The sequence below is a fragment of the Nostoc sp. UHCC 0302 genome (assembly GCF_038096175.1).
In the GTDB taxonomy this organism is placed as follows: domain Bacteria; phylum Cyanobacteriota; class Cyanobacteriia; order Cyanobacteriales; family Nostocaceae; genus UHCC-0302.
The window spans coordinates 2580530-2604210 of record NZ_CP151099.1 but is presented as its reverse complement, the minus strand read 5'-3'; the positions used below and the strand labels follow the sequence as shown (position 1 = coordinate 2604210).

25 protein-coding genes are annotated in these 23681 nt (G+C 40.3%); 13 read left to right on the top strand and 12 right to left on the bottom strand.

Annotation, left to right across the window (positions count from 1 at the left end; all coding sequences use genetic code 11):
• Positions 1-380: 380 nt before the first annotated feature.
• Entirely contained in the window at positions 381-1556 is a 1176-nt protein-coding gene (locus tag WKK05_RS10740) for a PAS domain-containing protein (RefSeq protein WP_341529715.1), read from the top strand.
• A 69-nt stretch (positions 1557-1625) separates the two neighbouring features.
• On the opposite strand, the gene WKK05_RS10735 is transcribed toward WKK05_RS10740, so the two are convergent.
• Positions 1626-1889 carry a hypothetical protein gene (locus tag WKK05_RS10735; RefSeq protein ID WP_341529714.1) on the bottom strand — a complete coding sequence of 88 codons (264 nt, stop codon included), beginning with the start codon at positions 1887-1889 and terminating at the stop codon, positions 1626-1628.
• Between the two features lie 239 nt (positions 1890-2128).
• Here WKK05_RS10735 and WKK05_RS10730 point away from each other — a divergent pair, with 239 nt between their 5' ends.
• A complete protein-coding gene (locus WKK05_RS10730) occupies positions 2129-2632 on the top strand; it encodes a DUF6174 domain-containing protein (protein ID WP_341529713.1) in 504 nt (167 codons plus the stop codon).
• Between the two features lie 83 nt (positions 2633-2715).
• Here the strand turns inward: WKK05_RS10730 and WKK05_RS10725 are convergent, their stop codons facing one another.
• The gene (locus tag WKK05_RS10725) at positions 2716-4050 is read right to left on the bottom strand and encodes a GTPase (RefSeq protein ID WP_341529712.1); all 1335 of its coding nucleotides are present in this window, start codon (positions 4048-4050) and stop codon (positions 2716-2718) included.
• 318 nt (positions 4051-4368) lie between these two features.
• On the opposite strand from WKK05_RS10725, the gene WKK05_RS10720 reads away from it, so the two are divergent.
• Positions 4369-4608 carry a choice-of-anchor Q domain-containing protein gene (locus tag WKK05_RS10720; RefSeq protein ID WP_341529711.1) on the top strand — a complete coding sequence of 80 codons (240 nt, stop codon included), beginning with the start codon at positions 4369-4371 and terminating at the stop codon, positions 4606-4608.
• A 42-nt stretch (positions 4609-4650) separates the two neighbouring features.
• Here WKK05_RS10720 and WKK05_RS10715 read toward each other — a convergent pair whose 3' ends face one another.
• A complete protein-coding gene (locus tag WKK05_RS10715) occupies positions 4651-4986 on the bottom strand; it encodes a hypothetical protein (protein ID WP_341529710.1) in 336 nt (111 codons plus the stop codon).
• A gap of 206 nt (positions 4987-5192) precedes the next feature.
• Entirely contained in the window at positions 5193-5594 is a 402-nt protein-coding gene (locus WKK05_RS10710; protein ID WP_341529709.1) for a fasciclin domain-containing protein, read from the bottom strand.
• 204 nt (positions 5595-5798) lie between these two features.
• Between WKK05_RS10710 and WKK05_RS10705 the strand changes: the two genes are divergently transcribed.
• Positions 5799-6734, top strand: coding sequence for a putative 2-dehydropantoate 2-reductase (locus WKK05_RS10705; protein WP_341529708.1), 936 nt, complete (start codon positions 5799-5801; stop codon positions 6732-6734).
• A gap of 126 nt (positions 6735-6860) precedes the next feature.
• The gene (locus WKK05_RS10700) at positions 6861-7094 is read left to right on the top strand and encodes a hypothetical protein (RefSeq protein ID WP_341529707.1); all 234 of its coding nucleotides are present in this window, start codon (positions 6861-6863) and stop codon (positions 7092-7094) included.
• 105 nt (positions 7095-7199) lie between these two features.
• Here the strand turns inward: WKK05_RS10700 and WKK05_RS10695 are convergent, their stop codons facing one another.
• On the bottom strand, positions 7200-7427 hold the full coding sequence (locus WKK05_RS10695) for a hypothetical protein (RefSeq protein WP_341529706.1): 228 nt from the start codon (positions 7425-7427) through the stop codon (positions 7200-7202).
• Between the two features lie 481 nt (positions 7428-7908).
• On the opposite strand from WKK05_RS10695, the gene WKK05_RS10690 reads away from it, so the two are divergent.
• The gene (locus tag WKK05_RS10690; RefSeq protein ID WP_341529705.1) at positions 7909-10263 is read left to right on the top strand and encodes a tetratricopeptide repeat protein; all 2355 of its coding nucleotides are present in this window, start codon (positions 7909-7911) and stop codon (positions 10261-10263) included.
• Between the two features lie 37 nt (positions 10264-10300).
• Entirely contained in the window at positions 10301-10846 is a 546-nt protein-coding gene (locus WKK05_RS10685) for a Uma2 family endonuclease (protein WP_341529704.1), read from the top strand.
• 40 nt (positions 10847-10886) lie between these two features.
• Here the strand turns inward: WKK05_RS10685 and WKK05_RS10680 are convergent, their stop codons facing one another.
• The 4 genes from WKK05_RS10680 to WKK05_RS10665 all read right to left on the bottom strand — a co-directional run bounded on the left by WKK05_RS10680 (position 10887) and on the right by WKK05_RS10665 (position 14789).
• Complete coding sequence (locus WKK05_RS10680) at positions 10887-11594, bottom strand: actin-binding WH2 domain-containing protein (protein ID WP_341529703.1); 708 nt, start codon at positions 11592-11594, stop codon at positions 10887-10889.
• A 33-nt stretch (positions 11595-11627) separates the two neighbouring features.
• Positions 11628-13163, bottom strand: coding sequence for an FAD-dependent oxidoreductase (locus WKK05_RS10675; protein ID WP_341529702.1), 1536 nt, complete (start codon positions 13161-13163; stop codon positions 11628-11630).
• 467 nt (positions 13164-13630) lie between these two features.
• Positions 13631-14431 (bottom strand): RMD1 family protein, encoded by an 801-nt coding sequence (locus WKK05_RS10670; RefSeq protein ID WP_341529701.1) that lies wholly within the window; start codon positions 14429-14431, stop codon positions 13631-13633.
• Between the two features lie 232 nt (positions 14432-14663).
• A complete protein-coding gene (locus WKK05_RS10665; protein ID WP_341529700.1) occupies positions 14664-14789 on the bottom strand; it encodes a hypothetical protein in 126 nt (41 codons plus the stop codon).
• Between the two features lie 126 nt (positions 14790-14915).
• Here WKK05_RS10665 and WKK05_RS10660 point away from each other — a divergent pair, with 126 nt between their 5' ends.
• The 3 genes from WKK05_RS10660 to WKK05_RS10650 all read left to right on the top strand — a co-directional run bounded on the left by WKK05_RS10660 (position 14916) and on the right by WKK05_RS10650 (position 15957).
• Positions 14916-15227, top strand: a complete 312-nt coding sequence (locus WKK05_RS10660) for a hypothetical protein (RefSeq protein ID WP_341529699.1) — start codon at positions 14916-14918, stop codon at positions 15225-15227.
• Between the two features lie 54 nt (positions 15228-15281).
• Positions 15282-15506 (top strand): hypothetical protein, encoded by a 225-nt coding sequence (locus WKK05_RS10655; protein WP_341529698.1) that lies wholly within the window; start codon positions 15282-15284, stop codon positions 15504-15506.
• 85 nt (positions 15507-15591) lie between these two features.
• Positions 15592-15957 (top strand): hypothetical protein, encoded by a 366-nt coding sequence (locus WKK05_RS10650; protein WP_341529697.1) that lies wholly within the window; start codon positions 15592-15594, stop codon positions 15955-15957.
• On the opposite strand, the gene WKK05_RS10645 is transcribed toward WKK05_RS10650, so the two are convergent.
• Positions 15954-16925 carry a M48 family peptidase gene (locus tag WKK05_RS10645; RefSeq protein ID WP_341529696.1) on the bottom strand — a complete coding sequence of 324 codons (972 nt, stop codon included), beginning with the start codon at positions 16923-16925 and terminating at the stop codon, positions 15954-15956. The two genes, WKK05_RS10650 and WKK05_RS10645, sit on opposite strands and share 4 nt — an antisense overlap.
• A 1039-nt stretch (positions 16926-17964) precedes the next feature.
• Here WKK05_RS10645 and WKK05_RS10640 point away from each other — a divergent pair.
• Both WKK05_RS10640 and WKK05_RS10635 read left to right on the top strand, forming a co-directional pair.
• Positions 17965-18696 carry a response regulator transcription factor gene (locus WKK05_RS10640; protein WP_341529695.1) on the top strand — a complete coding sequence of 244 codons (732 nt, stop codon included), beginning with the start codon at positions 17965-17967 and terminating at the stop codon, positions 18694-18696.
• 181 nt (positions 18697-18877) lie between these two features.
• Entirely contained in the window at positions 18878-20056 is a 1179-nt protein-coding gene (locus WKK05_RS10635; RefSeq protein ID WP_341529694.1) for a HAMP domain-containing sensor histidine kinase, read from the top strand.
• A 189-nt stretch (positions 20057-20245) separates the two neighbouring features.
• Here the strand turns inward: WKK05_RS10635 and WKK05_RS10630 are convergent, their stop codons facing one another.
• Positions 20246-22516, bottom strand: a complete 2271-nt coding sequence (locus WKK05_RS10630) for a bifunctional (p)ppGpp synthetase/guanosine-3',5'-bis(diphosphate) 3'-pyrophosphohydrolase (RefSeq protein ID WP_341529693.1) — start codon at positions 22514-22516, stop codon at positions 20246-20248.
• Positions 22513-22671 carry a hypothetical protein gene (locus tag WKK05_RS10625; protein WP_341529692.1) on the bottom strand — a complete coding sequence of 53 codons (159 nt, stop codon included), beginning with the start codon at positions 22669-22671 and terminating at the stop codon, positions 22513-22515. Before WKK05_RS10625 ends, WKK05_RS10630 begins: the two co-directional genes overlap by 4 nt.
• 142 nt (positions 22672-22813) lie before the next feature.
• Between WKK05_RS10625 and patD the strand changes: the two genes are divergently transcribed.
• Positions 22814-23212 (top strand): heterocyst frequency control protein PatD, encoded by a 399-nt coding sequence (gene patD / locus WKK05_RS10620; protein ID WP_341529691.1) that lies wholly within the window; start codon positions 22814-22816, stop codon positions 23210-23212.
• Positions 23213-23681 lie beyond the last annotated feature (469 nt).

The window sequence follows — 23681 nt, the reverse complement described above, 5'->3', positions numbered from 1 at the left end:
AACCTTTAAAAAAATACTTGTTGACTGTAGGATTTAGCTTTGCAAGTCTGAGTTTCCACAATGGAAAACAGTTGAATATTAGAACTCAGTTACTAGGCAAGGAACCTAGTTAGATTTTGGAAGAATTTTGATTTAGTGTCTGAGTACGAAATCGTACCGACTTTCTCGACTGAATTTTTTAGTATTTAAATAAGACTGAATGTAGGCAATTATTGAAGAAATTTTTGGCAAATTAATCAAGTGGTAAAGAAGAGGGAATTCATAACATATTTTACCTTTGCCCCCTGCCTCCTTGCGTCTTCGGCCAGACCCATGAGGAATTAATTAATAGTTTGTTTCTAGCCAGAGACTAAAAACCTATATACCACCGAACTTAAATAATGAACCAAGATACCTTTACCCAACAGGTAGAATCGCTGTATGGGCGCTTAACTAATTTGTACCAAGATGCGATCGCCTCGGGAGAACCGAAAGCCAATTTGCTGCCAGCTGTCTTCATGGAACTCGGCACAGCTTCGGAAACACTAGAGGTAGCTACAAAGAGACTGTCACAGCAAACACAAGAATTAGCGATCGCACGAGCGCGATTTAGAGCAGAACATCGACGCTACCAAGACCTATGCGATCTTATACCAAATGCTTACTTGGTAAGCGACACACGAGGGAAAATTCAAGAAGCAAATCGCGCGGCTGCTACACTGTTTAATGTTGAACAGGAGTTTTTACTAAACAAACCGTTGGTTTGCTTCATACCCTTAGACGAGCGTCAGGCGTTTCGTAATCAACTCAGCCGATTGAGCTTTGAGTATGTACAAGAGTGGAGGCTACGTATACAGCCCCGTCACAGTGAGCCTTTTGACGCTGCTTTGACTGTATCCCCTGTTCGCGACTTTGAAAGCAACTTAACTGTTTGGCGTTGGATAATACGCGATATTACTGAATCCAAGCGTGCACTACTAGCATTACAAAGCAATGAGTACGATCCTACTCAGGATCGTCCCAAGTATAATTATTGCAAGGGAGATATTATCCCACTACAACCCAAAAGCATTTGGCTAGTTTCTCAAGGTTTAGTAAAACTAAGCACAATGAATGAAACCGGCGAAGAAGTCTTCATTGGTTTGGCAGGGCCATCTATGCCCTTTGGCTCTAGTATCACTTCTCTACCTATTTATCAAGTAACGAGCCTTTCGCCAGAAGTCGAACTAGTTTGCATTTCCCTTGAAGAAATTGCTGCTTCACCTCGTCTAGCTCAGGCTCTCTTACCTCAAATAAGTGCGCGTGTCCGCCAAGCAGAATTGCTTTTAAACATTGCTGGAAAGCGTCGTGTTAGCGATCGCTTATATTATCTATTGCTGTGGTTAACACAGGAATTTGGTGAACCAGTGGCACAAGGTACTCGTTTGAGTGTTCGCCTTACACATCAGGATCTCGCTGATGCTTGTTGCACCACAAGAGTGACGGTGACGCGAGAGCTAAACAAGTTACAGCAACAAAGAAAGATTTTGTTTGACTCCAAACATCATATTATCTTTAGTTCAACTTTTGCCAATTAAAAAAGAGTGTAGAATCAATCAGTAGAGATATTGCATTGCAACGTCTCTACTTAATTCCTATCTTGAAATCTAGCTTTTCCGAAGCATTTTAAAATAACTATCCCACATTCTCCTTTGAGTATCGATAGAAAATCGACTGACTTGCTCTTGAAAGTCTAAAGAGCTTTTTACTAACTCTTCTTGTAATTTAGCTGCCTTCTCAAAATCGTCAGGGAGATTTGATATATTTATATTTTGCATATTTAATATCATCGACTCCCAGTTCACAAAAATTGATTTTTGTAACTCACTAAGCTGCCTAAAAAACTGATCAAAGCTATTAAACAAATCCATTGCCTTTACTCCTATAGCCTTATGGCTTGAACTTATCTATCTTCTATTTAATAGCTTGATACCTAATATTTGATTTATTTCTTTAGGTTGATTTATTAATAGTTTTGGTTTGCAATATTACGGAATTCGAAACTAAGGTTAATATTGAGTAAAAGCCTCCTTATATAAAGCTAATAACAGTTTAAAAGTAAGCTAGGTTCAGTTATACTAAGCGATGAACTCCAGTGAAGTCGATTTATATGCGTTTACCTATTATTGCTAGTGCGGGATTACTGATATCTCTAAGTTTGAACGTACCAGTAATGTCTCAGCTGCCTATACAAGTAGCTGAATCAACAACAGAATCATCAACCATCACTAAATCTGATATACAGCAGTACAAGAAGAATCGCCGATTGTGGAATCAGCAAAATATCCTCAATTATGACTATACATACACCAACGGTTGCTTTTGTGTAGAAGAAGCTAGAGGGCCAGTAGTCATTCAAGTACGTAACGGGAAAACAACTTCTGTCACTTTTAAGGGTCAGCCAGTCAGTAATCCAGAGTTTTTTCAAAAATACGATACAGTTCGCAAGCTCTTTAATGTGATTAACCAAGCGATCGCTCATAGAGCATACAAAGTGGATGTGCAATATGACCCCACATTCGGCTACCCAACCCAAATTACCATTGATAAAGACGCTCAATTAGCCGATGAAGAAATATATATCGGAATAAGCGACTTTAAAGTGATTGAGTAAGTAGAAGGGGGAGACAGAAGATAGGACTTAAGAATTCTTATTCTTTTTTGGGTTTCCCTTCTGCTCCCCAGTACCCAGTCCCTTCATTTATTAATTCCTTTAAACCGTTCTTGCGCGGTCTTAAACGCTTCTTGCATTACAGACTGAATTTTCTGAGGATCGGGTTTTCTACCACCCATTAAGTCGCCAAAGTATACGCAAGCTGTTTCTCCTAGCGACCAAGTATAAGCAGCTGCCCAAGAAGCAGCGATCGCACTCCCGAAACCTGGTATAAATTTAACTAACTCTCGTCCAATCGCCTGTGCAAGGAAACCACCAGCGATCGCACTCACAACTCCTCCAGCTTGGGATGGCGTCAGCGTCTGTCCGTATAATTTTCCTAACAGGCCCACCATTGATACTTGCAAGGCTGTTAGCACAGGCATTGTGGCAAATGGCAGAGGTACAGCCGCGAGTGTGGCAGACATAATCGCGAATGGCAAAATGTAACGGCGTCCAGCATCCCGATAGAGATTGCCGATTTGCTTACCAGCTTCCTCTCGATCTAACAACTGATGAATTGCCTGGGCTTCTGCTTCAGGAAGTAGCTCTGCTAAGGAATCTATCAGAGCTTCTAAGCCATAAAATATTGGTGTGTAGCCGTCTTCTTCTAAAGTAAAGTCAATCAGTACCGAGCGATTGTATAGTCTGGTAAAAGCTTGCTCAATTGCCGCAAATGCGCGGTTTACCTCTTGATAATCTGGCGGATAGGCTGGATGATCTTCTGTAGTAGAAGGATAAAGCTCATGCAAGCAGGTAACTGCTAGTAAACAAGGAATATCTGGATACTGCTGACGCAGTTGTTGAGCAATTTGTCGTAGGGTGTCAGTTGCAAAATCATTGATTTTAACAGTTAAAATCAGAACTCTAGCGCTGCGACTTTCCTGTTTCAAATCGCCAACTAACTCTTTAATAATACCTTGAGTATCCTGTTTGACATCCCCTAGTCCTACCGTATCAGTAAAAATCAGCAATGGTAGGTCACTAGAAGGATAGGCATAGCGCTGGGTATTTTGTGTGTGAGGACGAAATCCCTGACCGACAATTTCGGCAGAAACACCCGTCAATCCCCGCACAATTGAACTTTTTCCTGCTTGAGGTTTACCAATCAGTAGTGCTTCCGTAGTGGGCAGTTCGGCTCGAACTTTCTCCAAAATTTCTACTACCTGAGCGTCGCTAACGCTAAACCATTCAACAACTGTCTGTGCCAGTTGTTCTACGGGTAGGAGTTGTGTTAAGCGTGCTGTTGTCTGGTTCCACACACCAGCAATGCGATCTGTCCAGGAACTATCGACCGACTTGGTAGTCAATTTATCGGTCGGCTCCTGAGATTGCTGAGATTCATCTGACGGTAGATCAGCATTACGTTGCTCAGTCATTCCCTTTAAAATGGCAGATTGCTGTCCATGATTTAAGACACTTACTAGGGTTAGCGTTGAGATTGTTAGACCCAGAAATCCCTTAATACTGGTTTTATAGCGAATCTCAAAGCAATAAACCTTTAGTAGTGTAAAGGACTTGCAAGAGATAAAACATCTATCTTGTAGTAGGGTGTGCAAGCTGCCCACCCTACCCCATTAAAAGCATAAACGCATCTTGCTTGGCCAAATCTGCGTCATCAATTCAGTAAATTAGTGCGATCGCGTAAATAAATTCCTTTAGCCAGGACTTTTCAAGCTTTTAAAATCTCTTGCTTTGTGAGTGAACTAAAGGATGGTGGCAGTAATATCGAGTTTCCAGGGCCGCTAACCAAAAAGGCTGTTAAAGTAATTGCTAATTCTCTAGTTGCTGATCCTAAACTAGGTGCGCTACAAAACATTAATGGTGTACTAGTGCGTCCCCTACTAGCAGGTAGTCCTGCGATTAATTCTGGTGTTGCAGGGGCAAAAGGGCAGTTTCCGATGGATTTAAGTACAAAGGCGCAAAGTTTTCTTTAGCGTCTTTGCGTCATTGTATGGGTATGTATCTATGTATAAATTTCAAACGTTGTTGGAAAGACTAAGGCTGTTACTGTAGCGTCGTTGAAAAAGAATTGCTGCTAAATTAGACAGCAAACAGGTGATTGCTAGCCATAGCAAAATGTAGGTGGGAGGCATAACCACACCAATAATGAACCAAGTATATACGTGCAGTATCATTACGGAAGCGAAAAAGCTGGCAATTCCAGCCGATTGCCACACTTGATGTGATGGACGATGTACTGCTGTCAGGAAGATTGTCAAAGATGTGACAAGTAAGTTTGCAGGCACGAGAAATGCACAGATACTTATGCAATTGGCGCGAGAGAAGTCAGCTAAGGTGTTGAAATCGAGCATTAATTTCTTGGGAATAATGTTAGCAGGCTACTATTTTAATTTAACTCTAAATAACGAAATTTACCTTAGCACACGATGTAAATAAGCAAATTAGAAATGTAACATAAATTTAATAAATTAACTAAGTTTTCATTAAACTAATAGTTATAATAATTAATCTTAAAATATTTGGAAAAATAGGGTGGGTGTTGCCCACCATAAGTTAATTAACCCGGCAAAATCACTGTATCGATAACGTGAACTACACCATTATCAGCTTCGATATCTGCTGCTAAAACTGTGGCATTTTTCACTTCAAAACCATCAGAGGTACTAATTTTGATGGGGGAGCCTTCTACAGAATTAACTGTACTGAGCTTTGCCAAATCAGCCTGCAACAACTTTCCTGAAACGACATGGTACTTCAAAATTCGCGTTAGCTGAGGGATATTTTGTAATAGAGTTTGTATAGTTCCCGGTGGTAACTTAGCGAAAGCATCATCATTTGGTGCAAAGACGGTGAATGGGCCAGGACTTTTTAATGTTTCTACTAAACCAGCGGCTTGTACAGCTGCGACTAGTGTCTTGAAGGAATCGTTACTAGCTGCAATATCAACAATATCTGCCATATGTCTTACCTAATCTCTGCAAATGATTTTAAAGGATAATAAACCTATTTTAATTTTTATTAAATAAAATGAGAAGTTGAATAAACTACTCTTATGTGCATACACACTCAGGTAGAGCTATTCGTCAGACACCGCAACTTCAGGGGTAGTTTGGTAACAGACATCGACTTATGATCTTTGTAAGAAAATCCCTTTGTAAAAGAAATGTCCGATCGCACGTACGCCATTCTGGGAACTGGTGCTTTAGGCGGGTTCTATGGAGCCAAACTCCAAAAAGCTGGTTTAGATGTCCATTTTTTGCTCAAGAGTGATTATGAACAGGTAAGCAAATATGGTTTAGTAGTCGAATCCAAAGATGGTGACTTTACGCTGCCGCAAGTCCACGCCTACGACGATGTTGAGAAGATGCCACAATGCGATGTAGTGGTGGTGGCATTAAAGACGACACAAAATCATTTACTGCCAAAGTTGCTACCACCTGTGGTTAAGAATGATGGGGTGGTTTTGGTATTGCAGAACGGGCTGGCGATAGAAGAAGATATTGCTCAAATTGTGGGTAACGTTAGGGTTATTGGTGGGTTATGCTTTCTGTGTTCTAACAAAGTGGGGCCAGGAAAAATCCACCACTTAGACTACGGGCATATTACCTTAAGCGAATATGCTCCTAATTATTCTCCGATGGGAAATACAGATAGGATGCAGCAAATTGCCAATGACTTTACAAATGCTGGTATCCAAATGGAGTTGGTTGAAGACTTACTACTGGCACGTTGGAAAAAGCTGGTATGGAATATCCCCTACAATGGGCTTTCTGTGATTCTCAATGCGACAACAGACGAATTGATGGCCGATACTTACACCCGCAAGTTAGTTGAAGAGTTAATGTATGAAGTGGCTGCGGGAGCGAAAAGTTACGGGCGCATTATCCCCGATAGCTTTATCTCGACAATGCTCGATTACACTGTGAAGATGAAGCCATATCGCACCAGCATGAAAATTGACTACGATGAACATCGTCCCTTAGAGGTAGAGGCAATTTTCGGCAACCCATTACGGAAGGCACAAGCAGCAGGTGTGAATTTATCACAGATTAGTTGTGTGTACCATCAACTGAAGTTTTTGGATGCAAGGGGGAGATGAGGGAGTGGGGGAGTGGGGGAGTGGGAGAGTGGGGGAGTGGGAGAGTGGGAGAGTGGGAGAGTGGGGGAGTGGGGGAGTGGGAGAAAGTAGTCAAAGTTTGAGCTTCTGAACCTCAATGTTGAGCTTTTGAACCTCAATGTTAAGCCTCTGAACTTCAAGGATGACCTTCTGAACCTCAATGATGACCTTCTGAACCTCAATGATGACCTTCTGAACCTCAATGATGACCTTCTGAACCTCAATGATGACCTTCTGAACCTCAATGATGACCTTCTGAACCTCAATGATGACCTTTTGAACCTCAACGTTGAGCCTCTGAACCCCAAAGTTGAGCTTTTGAACCTCAATGTTGAGCTTTAAAGGTCATTTATAAAGTAAAAGTAAATTTATTGTAGGGTGTGTTAAGCGCATATTTCAATCTGATTTATCACGGAAAACATGATTAAAGCGCTTAACGCACCGCTACTACCGAAGGGATTCAAGAATTACAGCTGTTGTGATTAAACACAACAAAATAACTCCCATTGGAAACAGAAACAGTTGTAAAATGTATCCCAATATGGGAAGAACATGAAATATTCCCAAAGCACTTGACAGGGCGTAGGCGATCGCAAAACCAAATAGCACCAACAAGAAATATTTCAGGCATTTGCCAGCTAAGCGTAGTAGAGGAGTCTGGTTACTTGTGGTCATAATTTTTACTCACAACTGGAAATTAATTTTGAGCAAGGATATCCTGTTGCAATTAGGCGATCGCCTGATTGGGTGGATTGCAATCATCAGGGCAAGTTTTGTCCAACAACATTTCACCTCCTCAAGGTGAAGACTCACATACTTGTTGTGAACGCGCTCTAAATAATTTAGTTAACTAATATCTACTACCTGCTTACTAGACAAAACTTTCAAAAGTGATTAATATGGGTAAAAAGTTACTTTTGCCAAATACTAAAGCTTGCAGTAGTAGTGCTGATAATCTCTCCTCAACCATGTTATTTAAGCGCTGAACTTAACTTTTCCTCTGTTAATTACAAGAGTAATACAATCTACAATACTTTGCAGTAGGATAAAGTATGCTTCCTGGCTAGTAGGAAAGAGTAGTTTGTAGTATAGCTAGTAGGATTTGGTAGGAAAAGTATAGTTATAATTAACTACAAATGATACATGATGGCAACAGATGGGTGCGGAAGAAGCCTTAGAGTTTGTAGATAACTTAGTTTTTTTTCAGACAGGAGAACACTTAAATTTAACTCAAAGAATTATCTTACGTTATTTGTGGGAGGATGAAAAGCGCACTTACCAAGATATCGCCCATAGTGGCGGTTATACAGAAGCGCATTTAAAAGCAGTTGGTGCAGGACTTTGGCATTTATTATCGAAAGTGCTAGGAGAGAAAGTCTCAAAATCAACTTTAAGAGTGGTGATTCAGGGATTTTGGAAAACTCAACAGTTGCAAAAAATCGTCCAAATTCCCAAACCAACGAGTAATAACGCTAACCTCCAAGATTTAGATTCTAACTTCGTCGGGCGCGATCGCCAAATAGCCGACCTCAATCACCTTGTCAGTCAAGGAGCCAAAGTTATTCTCATCCAAGGAGAAGGCGGTGTTGGTAAAACAACCTTAGCCCGCAAATATTTTAAAACTCAGGGTTTCTACTTCTTAGAACTGTGGATGGCTAAGGAAAGCCAAAACATTATTTCTGTAGAAAGCGTAGTTGAAGAATGGCTTAGAGGAGACTTTAACGAAGAACCAGGAAGAGAGTTTGGGATCAATTTGGAGCGGTTGCGGCGAAAGCTGCGAGATGGAACGAAGAAGATTGGCGTATTAATTGATAATTTAGAATCTGCTTTAGATAAGAATGGCCGAATCATTGCGTCTCGTCGTCCGTATGTAGAATTATTAAGAGTACTTGCTGATCCGACAATTCAATCAGTGACGCTGATTACTAGTCGTGAACGCCTCTATGAATCAGGGGTTGATGTGAGTTTCTATTCCCTTGAGGGTTTAAATGATTCTGCGTGGAGACAATTTTTTATCAGTCGGCAGTTAAATTCTCGTTCTACTGTACTCAGCGAAATATGCAGAGCCTTTGGCGGTAATGCCAAAGCAATGCAAATTATCAGCGGTGTAGTAATAACAGATTTTGATGGAAACGTAGATATTTATTGGCGGGAAAATAAAGATGATTTATTAATAGAAAGAGAGTTAGAACATTTAGTTGCCAGTCAATTTGACCGCTTGCAACAATTAGATACTGAGGCATATAGGCTGCTTTGTCGTTTGGGATGCTATCGTTATCAAGATGTGACTCATGTTAGTATCCAAGGATTACAATGCTTACTCTGGGATATTCCAGAACAACAATGTAGACGAGTAATTAAATCTCTGTCTGACCGTTCTTTATTAGAATGCCGCAAAGGAAAATACTGGTTGCATCCTGTAATTTGCACAGAAGCGATCACTCGTTTAAAACAATGCGGTGAATGGCAAATTGCCAACCAGAAAGCTGCGGAATTTTGGAATACTAGTGTTAATAAAATTGAAAATCCTCAACACGCCTTAATGGCTCTAGAGGCATATCATCACTATATAGAAATTGGCGATTTTGAACAAGCCGCTAATGTAATTATTCGGGGCAGAAATAACAAATGGGATAAAAGCTTAGCTTTAGGTGTACTGTTCAACAGGTTTGGTTTATTAGAAACACTAATTTCTGTAATTACGCCCCTAATTAAAAACTTAAATTCTGAATATCACCTGAGCTTACTTTATAATATGTTGGGGCGTGCATATCACCAAACAGGTAATGTTGAATCAGCCCTTGATTGCCACCAACAGTCCCACGAAATCGCTGATAAATATGAGATTTTTCAGGAAAAAATATCCAGCAGTTTTAATATAGCTCTCTGTTTTATAGATTTATGGGAGCTTGAACAAGCTAAAAATATTTTTTACTCAGTTAAAAAGCTTGCAGAAATCGATGTAAATTATTATCAGTATGTAGTTTATTCTCAATGTTGTTTAGCATATATAGACTCTTCTATAGGACTCAACGAAGAAGTTTTCGCCATGCAGCGAGAAGCAGAAGCAGGATTTGCAAGTGACAGATTAACTTCTTGGGGTAGAGGAACTAGCTTATTATTTAGTAGTTTAACGTATAAAAATTTAGGTTATATAGAAACTTCGTTAGAGCTTTGCAATCTAGCTATTTTTCATTGTGAAGTTAACCAATTTACTTCTTTAAAAGCTAGAGCTATATCTTGTCTAGCTTCGCTCTACCGTGAGCAAGAAGAGTTTCCCACAGCAATAAATAAGCATTTAGAAGCTATCAACAGTATGAAAAAGCTTGTAGATAAATGCAGTTTAGCCAAAGCTTATTATCAATTGGGCTTGACTTATCAAAGAATGGGTGAAGTTAGTAGTAGTTGGGAAAGTTTTAATCAAGCAATTCTTCTCTTTTACGAAATGCCAGCGCCTAAGCAAGTTCAAAGAGTACAACTAGCAATGGGTAGTTTAAGAAATAATCAGTGATAATATTAATAAATGCTGACTGGGAGAATAGATAGTAATGGTAACTACTACAGCTCTTACAAATGTATCACCATTTTCCCTAGAAGACTGGATGCAGAATCCCCCTGAACATACAGAATGGGTGGATGGGCAGCTAGTGGAGAAAAATGGGGTGACATTGAAACATAGTCGAATTCAAGCTAATCTAGCTATTTCCTGGGGAAATTATAAAGATTCTAGTGGGCAGGGGGGACAAGTTTATACAGAAGTACCTTGTTGTACTAATAAACAGGGGCGAATTCCTGATGTTGCTTATCTCACACCAGAACTAATTACTCAATTTGGCGAACCGGCTGTGTTACCGCAAAGTTTCCCACTAATTGCTGAGATTGTTTCCCCTACAGATATTGCTGAAGAGATAATTGCTAAATCTCAAGAATACTTGCAGTCTGGAGGTGAGGAAGTTTGGTTAGTGTTTCCAGAAAATCGTTGGATTATTGTAATCACGCAACATCAGCGACTTGTATTTATTTCTGGTGAGGTTGCTAGTACTCAATCTGTACTAAAAGGTTTCAATGTAGCAGTTGATGAATTGTTGGGGTGATATGAAAATCGCTAGAATATCAAGATAATTTACTCTTGACTCATGAACGAATTCCTAACAGGTAACTAATAGCTTTAATCACACTTAGATAAAAGTTACCTTCTCTTTCGCGAAATAGTTGAAAAACAGAATCAGGTGTACCAAAAAACGGTCTGAGAGTCCATCCTAACTGACTACCTACAAAAGCGTAAAGGAATAGCCAAAATTTTAAAATTTTCTGGCGTGTCTTACTACCTTCATTCTCTTGTTCTAAAACTAAAGCTGTAGCTTGATATAAGGAAGAAATACCAATAAACCCAGTTACTGCAAAGATAGCTACATTTAACAAGATTAAAAATTGGTAGTTATTGGTACTGCTCATGAAAAATAGTGTAATTGGCGCGAAGCTGAATAAAAGTACACTAGTTATTGAAACAGCAGTCAAGACTAATGCTAAATGCTGTGAAAAAGTCCGTTTTGAACCAAAAATGATATTAGCAAAATACAAAGTCGGCAAACAAATTAGCAATGTAATTAAATAGAGAGCAGGCAATTTAATAGCAGAAGATAAAGCTTGCATCCAGCTATGATATGCACCAATGATGCCGCCATAAATAGCAAGAAACAAAGAACTGCATACTAATAGAGAAATGATTTTATTTGGTAATCTTGTACCTTGGCGAACTTCTTCTAGAAATCCTTCGCGATCGCGCAAAAACCCAATAAGTACTGCAAAGTACTTAATTCCCAATGTTTTCCGTTCAATCATATTATCCTCACACTTGTATTACTCAAGTTCATTCTAATAATCGCTACCAGAACCATACTTCCAAGCATCAATTAAACGATGCCAATAATACTGTTGTTCGCTTGGTTGATTATTCACCCATGTTTCTAGCATTGGACTCAGCCGAAATAAGGTAGTATATACACCTAAATTCCCATAATGCACCATCCAATCCAGTAAACTTCCCACACCCACTTGTGGAATTATTTTGGCAACTAATCCCGGATGGGATAAACCAGTTTTCAGCAGTGTTTGTGTCAATCCTGAAAACTGCACTATATCTTGCAAAAATGGTTTTAACACTGGTGTACCTAGCTGTTGCATTTCCTGAAATACCGCAGTAAGCAGTTGGTTAATTTGCTCTGGGGCAATCTTTTGATTTATACCAACACTCATCGCTCTTTGAAACAACCAAGTAACAGTCAGGCTTGGCTGATATGGTTGCAATAGTGATAGTGCCTTTGCAGATAATTGTTCAGTTTGCAGCGCTTCATAAATGCCAAATGTTAAACGCTTCAGGTGACGCACCATCGCGCCAAAACCACCAAAGCTCAAAGGAGATTGGCTACCGCTGCTATCTCCGGCTGGGAGAATGCGACTCCAAGGAGTTTTTAAAGGGCTTTGGCGATAGGTAGGAAAGAAGCCAAACAGCGCTCGTTGAAACTTCAACTCACTCAATTCCACACCCTGATATTCTGGTAAAAGACGCAGATATTCCTCAAAGAGAGCTTCTAAACTCAAGCGTTGTGGATGTGCATCCATGTAGGTAAACAAGTAAGTGGTTCTACCATCCTTAGCTGGAAAAGCTTCCCAGAAGTACTGGCATTGATTTTGCAAAGATGTAAATGATAACAACAAGTCGCCTGAGTCATTTTTCGGAAAACCTTGAGCGCAACTTCCGACAACCAAGCAAAGCGCATCTGGTTTTTTTCCTTGGCGTGCTTGTTGAGTGATGGGAGAAAAATGTCCCATCGCGTCAATTAATAACCTAGTTTTGAATTGGTTATTTACCATCACGCCATCTGGATGCACCACCGTTTCAGTAAAAGGTGTGTTTTCTAACAACTTTCCACCAGCAGCGAGAAATCGTGTTTTCAAGGTAGCCAGTAGATAAACCGGATCTACACCAATATTTAAAACATCTTCTACCCAAACCTCTGTTCCATGATGAAAACTGACTCGCGCTGGGTTATATTTAGTGGCGATCGCTTTTTCTAACTCATCTTCTGTGAGTAAGTTCAATTCCAAAAATACCTGTAACTCCTGGCGGGAAATATTCCACTCTTGTTCTCTCCCACGCAGAATCCCTCGTTCAAGCAACGCCACTCGCAGTCCCTTCACCGCTAAGGCGCAACCAATCAAAATCCCCAAAGTGCCACCGCAGATAATTACATCCCAGTCAACAGTACTTAAAGATTGTTGACTTTCTTTAACTACCTCTGGTACTGGTGCGGTGTTTTCTCTTAAAGACGTGAGAATGCGATCGCCTTGACGCAATCCTTCTAAAACATTACCCGGTAATTGTGAGAGAATTTCTTCAGTTAGTGACATAAGAAGTTCATTCCAGCAAAGTTACTAATATTGATCGTATCTTTGCTGGATTTTCTCTCCTAATTTATTACCGAGAAAATCTACATTTAATTTGTGAATGTTGTACATTTACAAAAGTCTGCTAACCATCGTTGTACTCTACCCCGATGTCTGCCTAGAATTTTGGCGATCGCACTCACACTCAGAGATTGCGCTTTTATAAGATATAGGGCTTATATAAGTTCTTTGAGCCGAGACTCTTTTTTATCTCTAAGCAACTCCTCTAGTTCCTCGACACTTTCTTCAATCTCGATATGCGTTATCCCTGCCATCACATACCCTAAATCCTACTTCTGTAATATATTTACCATCTGTCGTATTCTTTTTTCAAATTGGTATTACTTGAAACTTAGGACTGTTAAGCGACACCGCCCGGCTCAAGACTGCTGCTCAAAGCCAGCAACTGTTTACCCTCTCTAAATTTAGCACTAGCCTTTGAAAATGATGTCGTACAGTGACAGCAGAATTTCCACTACAATCAGAATCACCACATACCACTCTACTCGCTGACTACTGCTATGTTGCATGAACTCCAGCACTGTTTGTGCAGTTTGGGAAATTAGCTCTAGTTTGCGTTCCAGAGCATTGTGGCGCTCACGGATTTCGTATTCATCCTCCAATCGCAGATATAAGTTTTCTAGTTGTGGGGATTCCCAAAGCAACTCCGGCTTATCGATGATTTCTACTCGACCGACAATCTTATGTTGAACTAACAGGGTAGTCCCAAGTTGACGCAGCAATTCACGACTTTGGCGCCTGCTCCTGTTTTCACGCTGGAGACTAGCTGCAAAAGGTTCAATTTGATCAAATACAGTGGCTAGGCTAGTTTCATAATGAGACAGCACAACACTCTTAGCGAGAATATCAGCCACTATCTGCAAGCGTTCAAGACTAAATTCATGCAGCAAAATTTTTCCTTCCCTAACTCGCTCACTCTCCACAATGTTGAGATGAACTTCCACCTCTTCAGTCTCCGGCTTGGCAAAAGATTCGCTAACTTGAGAAGATACTTCGGTCAAAAAGGCTAACTTTTCCACAGGTTCAAGGTTAAACAGAACAACTGCACCATAGCCCAGCAGCACTGCACAGCCGTGTTCACCTACTGTAACCATTAGTGGCATTGTTGCCAAGCAAACGTAGTTCTCCAATGCCTGTAGGTTAATCTCCTTACCAACAAATAGGGCCTGCGCTCTAAATCTATCTCTGTTATTAAAAAGGAGTTTTTGCATTGTCACTCTATGCTATGTTCTGCCTGCTAATCTGCGGGGGTAGCGATCGCAATTGATGCTAACTGTCAGAGATCAGTACAATCTCAGCTTACCAATAAACCTATGCAGCGCACGTTAGTTAGTATGAGTCATCCTATTCTTGAAGTAGAAGCCCCGTAAAATCTACAAGTCAACATTTGAACATCAAATTTACTTTAAAATTGTTATAATTAGCTGTTATGGCTCCACAGCTTTAGAAAGATTCTGCTTGAATCCGGTAGCCGAGACTTTTTGTTAATTTGTTTCTTTGGCGTAAGCGATCGCCTCGGCAGCCTAACTCTGAGAAACCTTGTTCTCTGAGCAAGGATATGCACGCCAAAAATTTCCCACAGAAAAAAATATGCCCTTTAGTAGAACCAGAACCACAAGCTAAGGGCAGTATCTTAGAATCAAAGCTATTTTATTAGTCTTTTATCGTTTACAACTTCTGCAAGGTTACTCCTTTATGAAATTTTTAGTATTTCTCAATACTGAATCTGGAGAGCAACACTGGCAAGGGCAAGCTGACTCACTTGTTGAAGCAGAAGAAAAAGCCCTTGCTGCCATTGATGCACACAGCAAAACAATCAGTGATACATCTATACGTTGTCAATGGCATTGGCAATACAATCCAGAACTGGGCAACACTGAGCATTGCGATAGTTGCGGTTATCCCGTTTACTGGGTGGGTGAAGAGTATTATTGCTCAGAATGCGCCCAACGATTGCGACGAGCTGAGCCAGATGGACAACTTTACACCCATCGTCACCCTGTTTAGACAAGAGCTTGTTGCTGCATCCAGTTAATTTCTGATTTTACAACTGGAGAAATTATGAATTATGTCAATCAAACTATTCTAGAACAGCTACGTTCTGGGGGAAAAACTGCCGGAGAATTGAAGGATGCAGTTGACTGTAGTTATAGCGTTCTCAACCAAGCATTACGCGAGTTAATAAATGCTTCTGAAATTGAACCAGGATGGAGTAACGATGATTACCCCGTGAGAATTTACCAACTCAAACGCAAACACGCATCTATTCCCTTCTGGAGAAATTAGTCATCCCTTAAATGTCTGCTCTATCTCTTTTATAGATTGATCTGGTAGCTACCAAAACCCAAAAAAGACAACAGCAAATTGACAGATGACCCACCCTCCATTTTTATGGATATCATGTCGACTAAAACAAGATAATGACTCACCAAAATACCAATTTTTTGCCTGCTCTATTTATGTTCTAGAGTTAGCCGGACTTAAAACCATTAGAGAACAAGAAGAAAATAATTACCAAAATGCTTGTTTAGAAATTAACAGAACTAGGAATATCAAAATGCAAAAAACAACGAACAACACATTTATTTCTTTTATGAGTGATGAAGATTGGTTTAATTTAGGAAAATGTGATGTCTGGGCTGGAAAACCTAAAATGCCACCAGAACAAGATTCTCAAGCTGCAAGTATGTATGAATTAGGTTACTGCGAAGGGGAAATAAAACGTCCTCCAACTTAATTTATCAAATTAGGCCAGTAATCAGAACTTGTCAATTGCCCAGATGCCAATTTTTCTAGCCATTGAGATGCTTGTTTATACGATTTAAACTGCCTTTCACTGACACGAAATTCTTTTGTATGAACCATCCTTCTCCCGTGAACCCATTTTGTGCCGTGATACTTATGTAGTAATTCATGATACAAAACAAACTCAGTCACAAATTCAGGTATATTCAGAGCATCGAGAGTCAAACTCATCACTACCCTATCTCTAGCTGGCTCATAATGTCCAAATTTCCGGTGAGTATTAATTTGGCTCCATGCTAGACGTGGTTTAGCTAGAGTCGTGGCAAAATATTCACAGTTAAGTTTATCAAATAACTTATCTAGGTTATAAAACTTCCCTTGTGGGTTTTCTGCCACTACTTCAGCAATTAAATCAAGCTCTAGCAGTACATTGCTGTATTCTTCTGTACCTGCGAATGTTCTGATAAGTTTTGTTCTGTTTTGACTTTTGTCAAAAAGAGCAGATTCCATTAACGCTTGCAAAACTTCTTCTGGTGCATTTATAAACCCTTCACTAATCATAATATTAGCAAAGCTACCAGACTTTTTCCATTTATATAATCCTGCTAAATTAGTTATTTCAATCCTCACTTTAAGCGACTCTTGATCATGTATACTTAAAATTTGTTTAGCAACTTTATAGAGATAGTTCGTAGTTTGTAGGTGGAGATGTAGACAGTCTTTATCTGTCAAAAACTTTATCCATGAGTAGATTCTACGAGATGGAATAGTGAGATATGCTGGTGTTGCTTGGTGATTAGAACATATTTTTTCAATTGCTGTCGCTGTTCTGACTAAAATTTGATGTAATTCTTGCATTTGAGTCGATTCAACAACATTTGAGGACAAATTAAAGATTTTCTCCGAAATTCTATTTTGCTCTAGTTTGATGTTTTTTAGGCGGATATTCTCAACGTTCATTTAACTTTTTTTAATGTAACAAGGAGGCTAATTTTCAGCCTCAATATGTCTGAGAAAAGCTCAGGATACCACGAACTACAATATCTTATTTGGGGATACTAGTCTATTTGGGTTTATACATTTTAACCGACAAATACAGGTACAGCTTTTTTAGCTTTTTCCATTGCTGCTTTTGTCTGCACTCTTGCTGAACGTTATTACTCACCTACTCGAGAATTCGAGTTTACTAAATCTCGTGCTGAAGTCTGAGTAAATAACACTGTTGCTGCAACTTCTGGATTATATTCAACTGCTCGCCTAGCTACTTTAACAAGTGCTGTTGTCTCTTTGCAAATCTTTCCCAGTCGTCAAGTGGCTATTTAAATTCTTTACGAATCATCAAAAATTCGATTTTCCTAAGTTGGAATAATATGTACCTTGTTTGTAACTTATTTAGGATTGCTCTACCTCTTGATTAACTAAGCAAACCTACTTCGTGGAGGTGGAGACTTATCCTTAAGTTAAAGCTTGAGCGCTTTTTCCAATTTTTGGATTTATTGTTACAGCAACTGTACTGTTCCTTGCTCAAAAAGTGTAGAGACTTCTTTATTTTAAAATTCTTAAAACAACAACACTCAACTTTGAAAAAACCAAGCGATCTCCTTTTATATTAACATTTTCTATAGGGTTACACTAATAAGTATTAGTTCTATTGCCCTCTATTTGCTAATTTTAGGAAATATCAGTCTTTGAGTTGAGTGTTGCAGTTAGTTGATGAGACAGATGATATAACAGCTTTTTTACCTCTTAATTTAATTATGGCTATCGAACCTATAGCTGTCGTATCTGCCAGGAAAGCTATTAAGCTTTGATTACTAAACTACCACTAGAAATTCAATAAATATTCATTTAGAAATTAAACTTTACTTTTCTGTTCTAACTAAAGAAAACAATATTTAACGTTGTTAAATTCTCGATACCTGCATTCAATCTCCAGCAGGTTTAGGTGATAATACACGGTTAACAGTTCTATCTTCGTCATTAAGGAGCATACACAGACGTGGAAAGCCATAAAGGAAAGATTCTGGTAGTAGACGACGAAGCCAGCATACGCCGGATTTTAGATACGCGGCTTTCCATGATTGGCTACGATGTAGCCACAGCTTGCGATGGCGAAGAAGCTTTGTCAGTTTTTCGTGTATCCGCTCCTGACTTAATAGTTTTGGATGTGATGATGCCAAAGCTGGATGGCTATGGTGTTTGTCAAGAATTACGCAAAGAGTCAGATGTACCAATTATTATGCTTACAGCCTTGGGAGATGTAGCAGACCGAATCACTGGGCTAGAATTAGGCGCTGACGACTACATGGCAAAACCATTCTCTCCGAAGGAGCTAGAAGCTCGAATTGCCTGTCTACTAAGGCGGCGCTCTCACAAAACTAGTATCAATGCTATTCATAATTCCAAGGTAATCCATGTGGGCAATCTCAAAATCGATACAAATAAACGACAAGTCCACAAAAATGATGAGCGGATTCGGTTGACAGGTGTAGAGTTTAGCTTACTAGAGTTGTTAGTAAACCATGCTGGAAAAACTTTTTCCCGATTAGAAATGTTGCAGCAAGTGTGGGGTAGTGTACCAGGACATCATGCAGACACCCGTGTGGTAGATGTGCATATCTCACGATTGCGGACAAAGGTAGAAGACGATCCTAACGATCCAGAGTTAATCATCACAGCAAGAGGTAGTGGTTATTTTTTCCCGCGAATTATTGAATCAGGGCAGGAATAATTTTAGTTGCGATCGCAACTAAAATTTATATGGATTAAAAAATGCCTTAGCGATCACTTTGAACATAATCTCAGCTTTTTATTAACCTCCATCTTCCGTCAGTTGCCAAGGTTAAATCAAACGCACTAATCTACGTCTAGCCGAAAAGGCTTAGCGCTTACTGTGTTTGGTTGAGCAAAAGATGGATTTTAGTCAGACTCTAAGTGATAAAAGTGATGCCATCATTGATCAATGGGTAGAAGCAGTTTACCAGGATCAACAAATTGAAGCTACTCAAGAGCTGACTTTTAAAGCTGTACGAGATAGCTTACCCCGCGTTTTGAAAGCATTAGCGACAGTACTTTCTGAATCTGCTACCAGCGATTTGCAGACAGTAGTCGATGCAAGTCTGGAACACGGTACACTTCGAGCAGAACAAGGATTTGAGCCAGCAGAAATTGCGCGGGAGTATCGTTTACTCCGATTTGTGATTTTTTCTCATTTAGAACAAGACTTATTACAGGGATCTCCACAAGATGTTTTGCGGGCAGTTCGCCTGATTGATACAGTAATTGATGAAGCGATCGCTCGTTGCTTCAACAGTTACACCCAAGGACGACTACAAGAATTTAAACAACTCCAAAATCAGTTGCGTTTGACTAACCAAGAACTAACTCGTTTGGTTCATGCCAATAAAGAGAGTGTCTCTCAGTTAGCTCATGAGTTGAAAACGCCCTTAACTTCAATCATTGGTTACTCGGATTTATTTCTTCGCCAGCATCGTCAACAATCCCTCCAAGACTCGTATTCTGATATTGAAAGTATCGAGCGAGTTCTCAAGAGTAGCAGGCTGCTTCTTAGGTTAATCAACGATACTTTAGAAATTTCGCGTTACGATGCCGGGCAGATGAAATTGCAGCCGACTCTCACCGATGTGGGTGATTTAATCAACTTAGTTATAGAGATGATTGAGCCACTAGCCCTTGCCAAAGAATTATCTTTAGTTGTTGATTGCGATCGCGCTCCCCAACAAGTTACCACAGATCCACTCCGGCTTCAGCAAATTCTCACAAATCTGCTCAGTAATGCAATTCGCTACACACAAACGGGTTCAATCCGTTTAGAATGCTGGATAGAATCTCAACAACAGTGGGCTATCTCTGTTACTGATAGTGGTGTTGGTATTCCTCCAGAAGCTCAAGCTCAAATTTTCAATCCTTATTTTCGTGCAGTAACTGATCCCCTAGTGCAAAGTACTGATGGTACAGGATTAGGCTTAGCAATAGTCTCTCGATTAGTTCAGTTAATGCATGGTGAGATTAAAGTAAATTCACAGCTAGGAAAAGGCTCTACATTTACAGTCATTTTGCCATTAGACTAATTCGTGATTCGTAATTAAGAAGCGTCAGATTTAGTCTGGGTTTCCGGGAAGAGAATCTGTTACCGGATTTTAGAAAATTACTATAACCTGCAATTGCCAAAGGTCAAAGGTCAGTGGTTATTAGTCAGAATTATATCTCTTCCTGCTCCCCTGCTCCTCTGCTCCTCTGCTCCTCTGCCCTATATACTACTACTCGTCAATCTGACCGACTCGACGTATATTCAGAATGTCGCTCATTTTTTTGATTTGGGTAAACACTTGTTCTAACTGAGAGCGATCGCGTATATCTATTCCTAAGTCAATTAATGCTGGTTGTCCGATCGCGGTTTTAACTTGAGCATGACGCACATTGATCCCTTGGTCACTTAAGCGCGACAATATATCTTTTAATACACCCACACGGTCAAGTGCTTCAATTTGGACATTTACTGGGTAAGTTTGAGGACGGGTTCTACTTTCTGTTCTTGAGTTCCATGTGACTGGAACTAGGCGCTCATACTCCACGCTTTCCAGATTATGACATCCTTGCCGATGGATGGAAATTCCTCGACCTCGTGTCACTACACCAATGATTTGTTCGCCAGGAATGGGGCTACAACATCCAGCTAAATGATACACTAACCCTTCAACCCCAACAATTGGTGAATCAGTGGAGCGGGAGGTAGTTGTAGCTGCATCCCGCAAAGCTTTTGGCGTAGATGTTGGCTCTTTGGGGATAAATAGAGGCTCAATAGTAACTGGTTGTTGTGCTTTTACCACCTCGCGCCAACGATTTAGCACTAAGTTGAGCGTGACTTCACCGTAACCTAGACCTGCGAGTAAATCTTCTACACTGTGGTAGTTGCACTTTTCTGCTACACTCTGCATCGCTTCTGACTTCAGCAGGCTATCAAAACCAGTTTTACCAAGTTCTTTTTCTAACAATTCCCGCCCACGGGCGACATTTTCTTCGCGGCGCGATCGCTTGTACCATTGTTTTATTCGATACTTCGCCGCCGAAGTTCTCACAAAGTTCAACCAATCCAAACTCGGATGGCCGTTCTTTTGGGTCATCACTTCTACAATATCGCCATTTTGTAGCCTTGTTGATAGCGGAACCATCCGCCCATTCACCCGCGCCCCTGCACAGTGGTTTCCAACTTCTGTATGAATGCGATAAGCAAAATCTACACTCGTAGAACCAGGGCTTAAAGGTACAACATCTCCCTTAGGGGTGAAGACATAGACGTCATCTTCAAATAGATTATCTTTTACGCTGTCAAGGTATTCTTGAGCATCTTTGAGATCGCTTTGCCATTCCAGCAGCTGCCGCAACCAAGCAAACTTCTCATCTGTCGCTGTCAAATGGCTAATCCCAGAACTGCCTGTTTCTTTGTACTTCCAATGAGCTGCGATCCCATATTCAGCGATATGATGCATTTCTATCGTCCGAATTTGTACTTCCAAAGGACGACCAGTCAACCCAATCACTCCAGTATGCAACGACTGGTAACGGTTAGGCTTTGGCAGCCCAATGTAGTCTTTAAATCTCCCAGGGATTGGACGAAAAGCATCGTGAACTACTGCCAAAGCCCGATAGCATTCCTCATTGCTATGAACAATAATCCGCAGCGCAGCCAAGTCGTAAATTTCATGAAATTCCTTTTGCTGTCGCTGCATTTTTTGGTAAATGCTATAAAGGTGCTTGGGACGACCACTAATATCTTGACAGCGAATTCCAGCTTGCTGCAAACGCTCCCGCAAAATATCTGTGGTTTTAGCCAATTTTTCTTCACGCGCCATCCGTTTTTCAGAAACATATTCCTGAACTTGGCGGAAAGCTTCCGGTTCCAAATATTTAAAAGCTAAATCTTCCAATTCCCATTTAATCTGCCAGATCCCCAAGCGATTGGCTAAAGGTGCAAAGATATCTCGTGTTTCCTGGGCGCTGCGGCGTCGGCTTGCCTCTGACATATATTGTAAGGTTCGCATATTATGCAAACGGTCTGCCAACTTCACCACAATTACTCTGATATCTTGCGCCATCGCCAAAAACATCCGCCGGAAGTTTTCTGCTTGGCTTTCGGTTTTGCTTTTGAAATTGATTTTAGAAAGCTTGGTGACACCTTCGACCAATTGTCGTACTTCTGGCCCAAAGCGCTCTTCTATTTCTTCACTTGTAACTTCCGTATCTTCAACTACATCATGGAGAAAGCCAGCTGCTATCATAGCAGGACTACCCCCCAAGTCACGCAGCAATCCAGCCACAGCAACGGGATGAGCAATATATGGTTCTCCCGATTTGCGGAATTGACCTTCATGCAATCGGTAAGCAAATTCAAATGCCCGACCAATTAAGACTGCATCATTATGCCTTCGGTCATCTTCTGCTGCGCCGCTAGTTGATGATTCCTTTAAACATTTCTTTAACCAATCCGGAAGGGCAAGATCAATAGAGGAAGTTATAGCTAAGCTGCTCATAATTTTGGGGTTAAAGGTGAGCGGTGGTTAGGTTGAGAGATAGACAAAACTGGCAGCACTACCCTGAGAGGTGCTGTTGCCAACAAACGCCAAGAAAAAACAGTGTAAGGATGATTCTCCAATTGCCGACGGTAGTCATCCAATATGAGTTTCAAGAATCATAAACTTCAAAACCCATTAATGGCAAACAAAGCCTCAAAATCATTATTTGAGGCTTTTGGTGCTGAATAGTAGCTCAAAAATGTTTATGGTAGAAGAAAAATTATGTGACATTAATACTATCTTAACTAGCACTGGATGTCTTTAAATAGAGAAAAATATCGGACACTAGCAGCCTTGCTAGAGCAATTACGCGCTGATGTCAACGCTAACCAATTTAATGCACCCACACTACAGCAGCGTGTAGCTTCGTTGCAACAATTTTTTAGGCAACAAATTGTGCCTTTGGCTGATGTTGGCGTTCGCGGAGCGCCACAAAGTGAAGACTCTTTGCAAGCAGAAGACTGGCGCGAACAATCTATCAAAACGGAGATCAGCAAGCAACTGCGTTTGTTGGAAGTAGATGTGATGTTTTTCCAAGGAGCGCGGCAAGCACCGACTGCACAAGCGAGACTTCAGACTATTGGCGATCGCTTGGCAATTCTCATCCAATACTGTAATGCTATTCTCCAACAACAAGCGGAGGGGGAAAAATAACAATTGTTCACCTTTTTCTCTGGTTACTCTATCATCGCATCTGTGTCTTACAGTGGAAAGTTATTTTTGCAACAACTTTTTTAAATTAGAAAATCTCATACTCTATGTAAGATATTGATATATAAAAGCAAAAAATATTAACTTTTGTCAATCTGGCTGATAATTGCTTATTTCAGCAAAGCTGCTATCTTGCACAATTCTCAACAAACCTTAGATGGGCATTCCGTTAGGGCAAATGCATCTAAATTAGTCTAGACCACCAGTAAAATTACAAATAAGTGATGGGATCAGTATTTATCGTTTGATTTAGTTTTTAAGGCTCAAAGCGATGCCTACAGTAATTCGCATGGCCTCTACGGCTAGAAGGCACTGGCTTTGCCAGTGCCTAATTTTTTAGGAATAAGTTAGGTCGAAACAGAATTCAGGAGTCAAAAGTATAGACGCGATTATACTCTTACGAGAAGCCGCC

What these genes read in the sequence shown, in the direction of transcription:
- WKK05_RS10740 (WP_341529715.1), top strand. Translation starts at nt 381, where the DNA reads ATGAACCAAGATACCTTTACCCAACAGGTAGAATCGCTGTATGGGCGC.
- WKK05_RS10735 (WP_341529714.1), bottom strand. Translation starts at nt 1,889, where the DNA reads ATGGATTTGTTTAATAGCTTTGATCAGTTTTTTAGGCAGCTTAGTGAG.
- WKK05_RS10730 (WP_341529713.1), top strand. Translation starts at nt 2,129, where the DNA reads ATGCGTTTACCTATTATTGCTAGTGCGGGATTACTGATATCTCTAAGT.
- WKK05_RS10725 (WP_341529712.1), bottom strand. Translation starts at nt 4,050, where the DNA reads ATGACTGAGCAACGTAATGCTGATCTACCGTCAGATGAATCTCAGCAA.
- WKK05_RS10715 (WP_341529710.1), bottom strand. Translation starts at nt 4,986, where the DNA reads ATGCTCGATTTCAACACCTTAGCTGACTTCTCTCGCGCCAATTGCATA.
- WKK05_RS10710 (WP_341529709.1), bottom strand. Translation starts at nt 5,594, where the DNA reads ATGGCAGATATTGTTGATATTGCAGCTAGTAACGATTCCTTCAAGACA.
- WKK05_RS10705 (WP_341529708.1), top strand. Translation starts at nt 5,799, where the DNA reads ATGTCCGATCGCACGTACGCCATTCTGGGAACTGGTGCTTTAGGCGGG.
- WKK05_RS10695 (WP_341529706.1), bottom strand. Translation starts at nt 7,427, where the DNA reads ATGACCACAAGTAACCAGACTCCTCTACTACGCTTAGCTGGCAAATGC.
- WKK05_RS10690 (WP_341529705.1), top strand. Translation starts at nt 7,909, where the DNA reads ATGGGTGCGGAAGAAGCCTTAGAGTTTGTAGATAACTTAGTTTTTTTT.
- WKK05_RS10685 (WP_341529704.1), top strand. Translation starts at nt 10,301, where the DNA reads ATGGTAACTACTACAGCTCTTACAAATGTATCACCATTTTCCCTAGAA.
- WKK05_RS10680 (WP_341529703.1), bottom strand. Translation starts at nt 11,594, where the DNA reads ATGATTGAACGGAAAACATTGGGAATTAAGTACTTTGCAGTACTTATT.
- WKK05_RS10675 (WP_341529702.1), bottom strand. Translation starts at nt 13,163, where the DNA reads ATGTCACTAACTGAAGAAATTCTCTCACAATTACCGGGTAATGTTTTA.
- WKK05_RS10670 (WP_341529701.1), bottom strand. Translation starts at nt 14,431, where the DNA reads ATGCAAAAACTCCTTTTTAATAACAGAGATAGATTTAGAGCGCAGGCC.
- WKK05_RS10660 (WP_341529699.1), top strand. Translation starts at nt 14,916, where the DNA reads ATGAAATTTTTAGTATTTCTCAATACTGAATCTGGAGAGCAACACTGG.
- WKK05_RS10655 (WP_341529698.1), top strand. Translation starts at nt 15,282, where the DNA reads ATGAATTATGTCAATCAAACTATTCTAGAACAGCTACGTTCTGGGGGA.
- WKK05_RS10650 (WP_341529697.1), top strand. Translation starts at nt 15,592, where the DNA reads ATGACCCACCCTCCATTTTTATGGATATCATGTCGACTAAAACAAGAT.
- WKK05_RS10645 (WP_341529696.1), bottom strand. Translation starts at nt 16,925, where the DNA reads ATGAACGTTGAGAATATCCGCCTAAAAAACATCAAACTAGAGCAAAAT.
- WKK05_RS10635 (WP_341529694.1), top strand. Translation starts at nt 18,878, where the DNA reads ATGGATTTTAGTCAGACTCTAAGTGATAAAAGTGATGCCATCATTGAT.
- WKK05_RS10630 (WP_341529693.1), bottom strand. Translation starts at nt 22,516, where the DNA reads ATGAGCAGCTTAGCTATAACTTCCTCTATTGATCTTGCCCTTCCGGAT.
- patD (WP_341529691.1), top strand. Translation starts at nt 22,814, where the DNA reads ATGTCTTTAAATAGAGAAAAATATCGGACACTAGCAGCCTTGCTAGAG.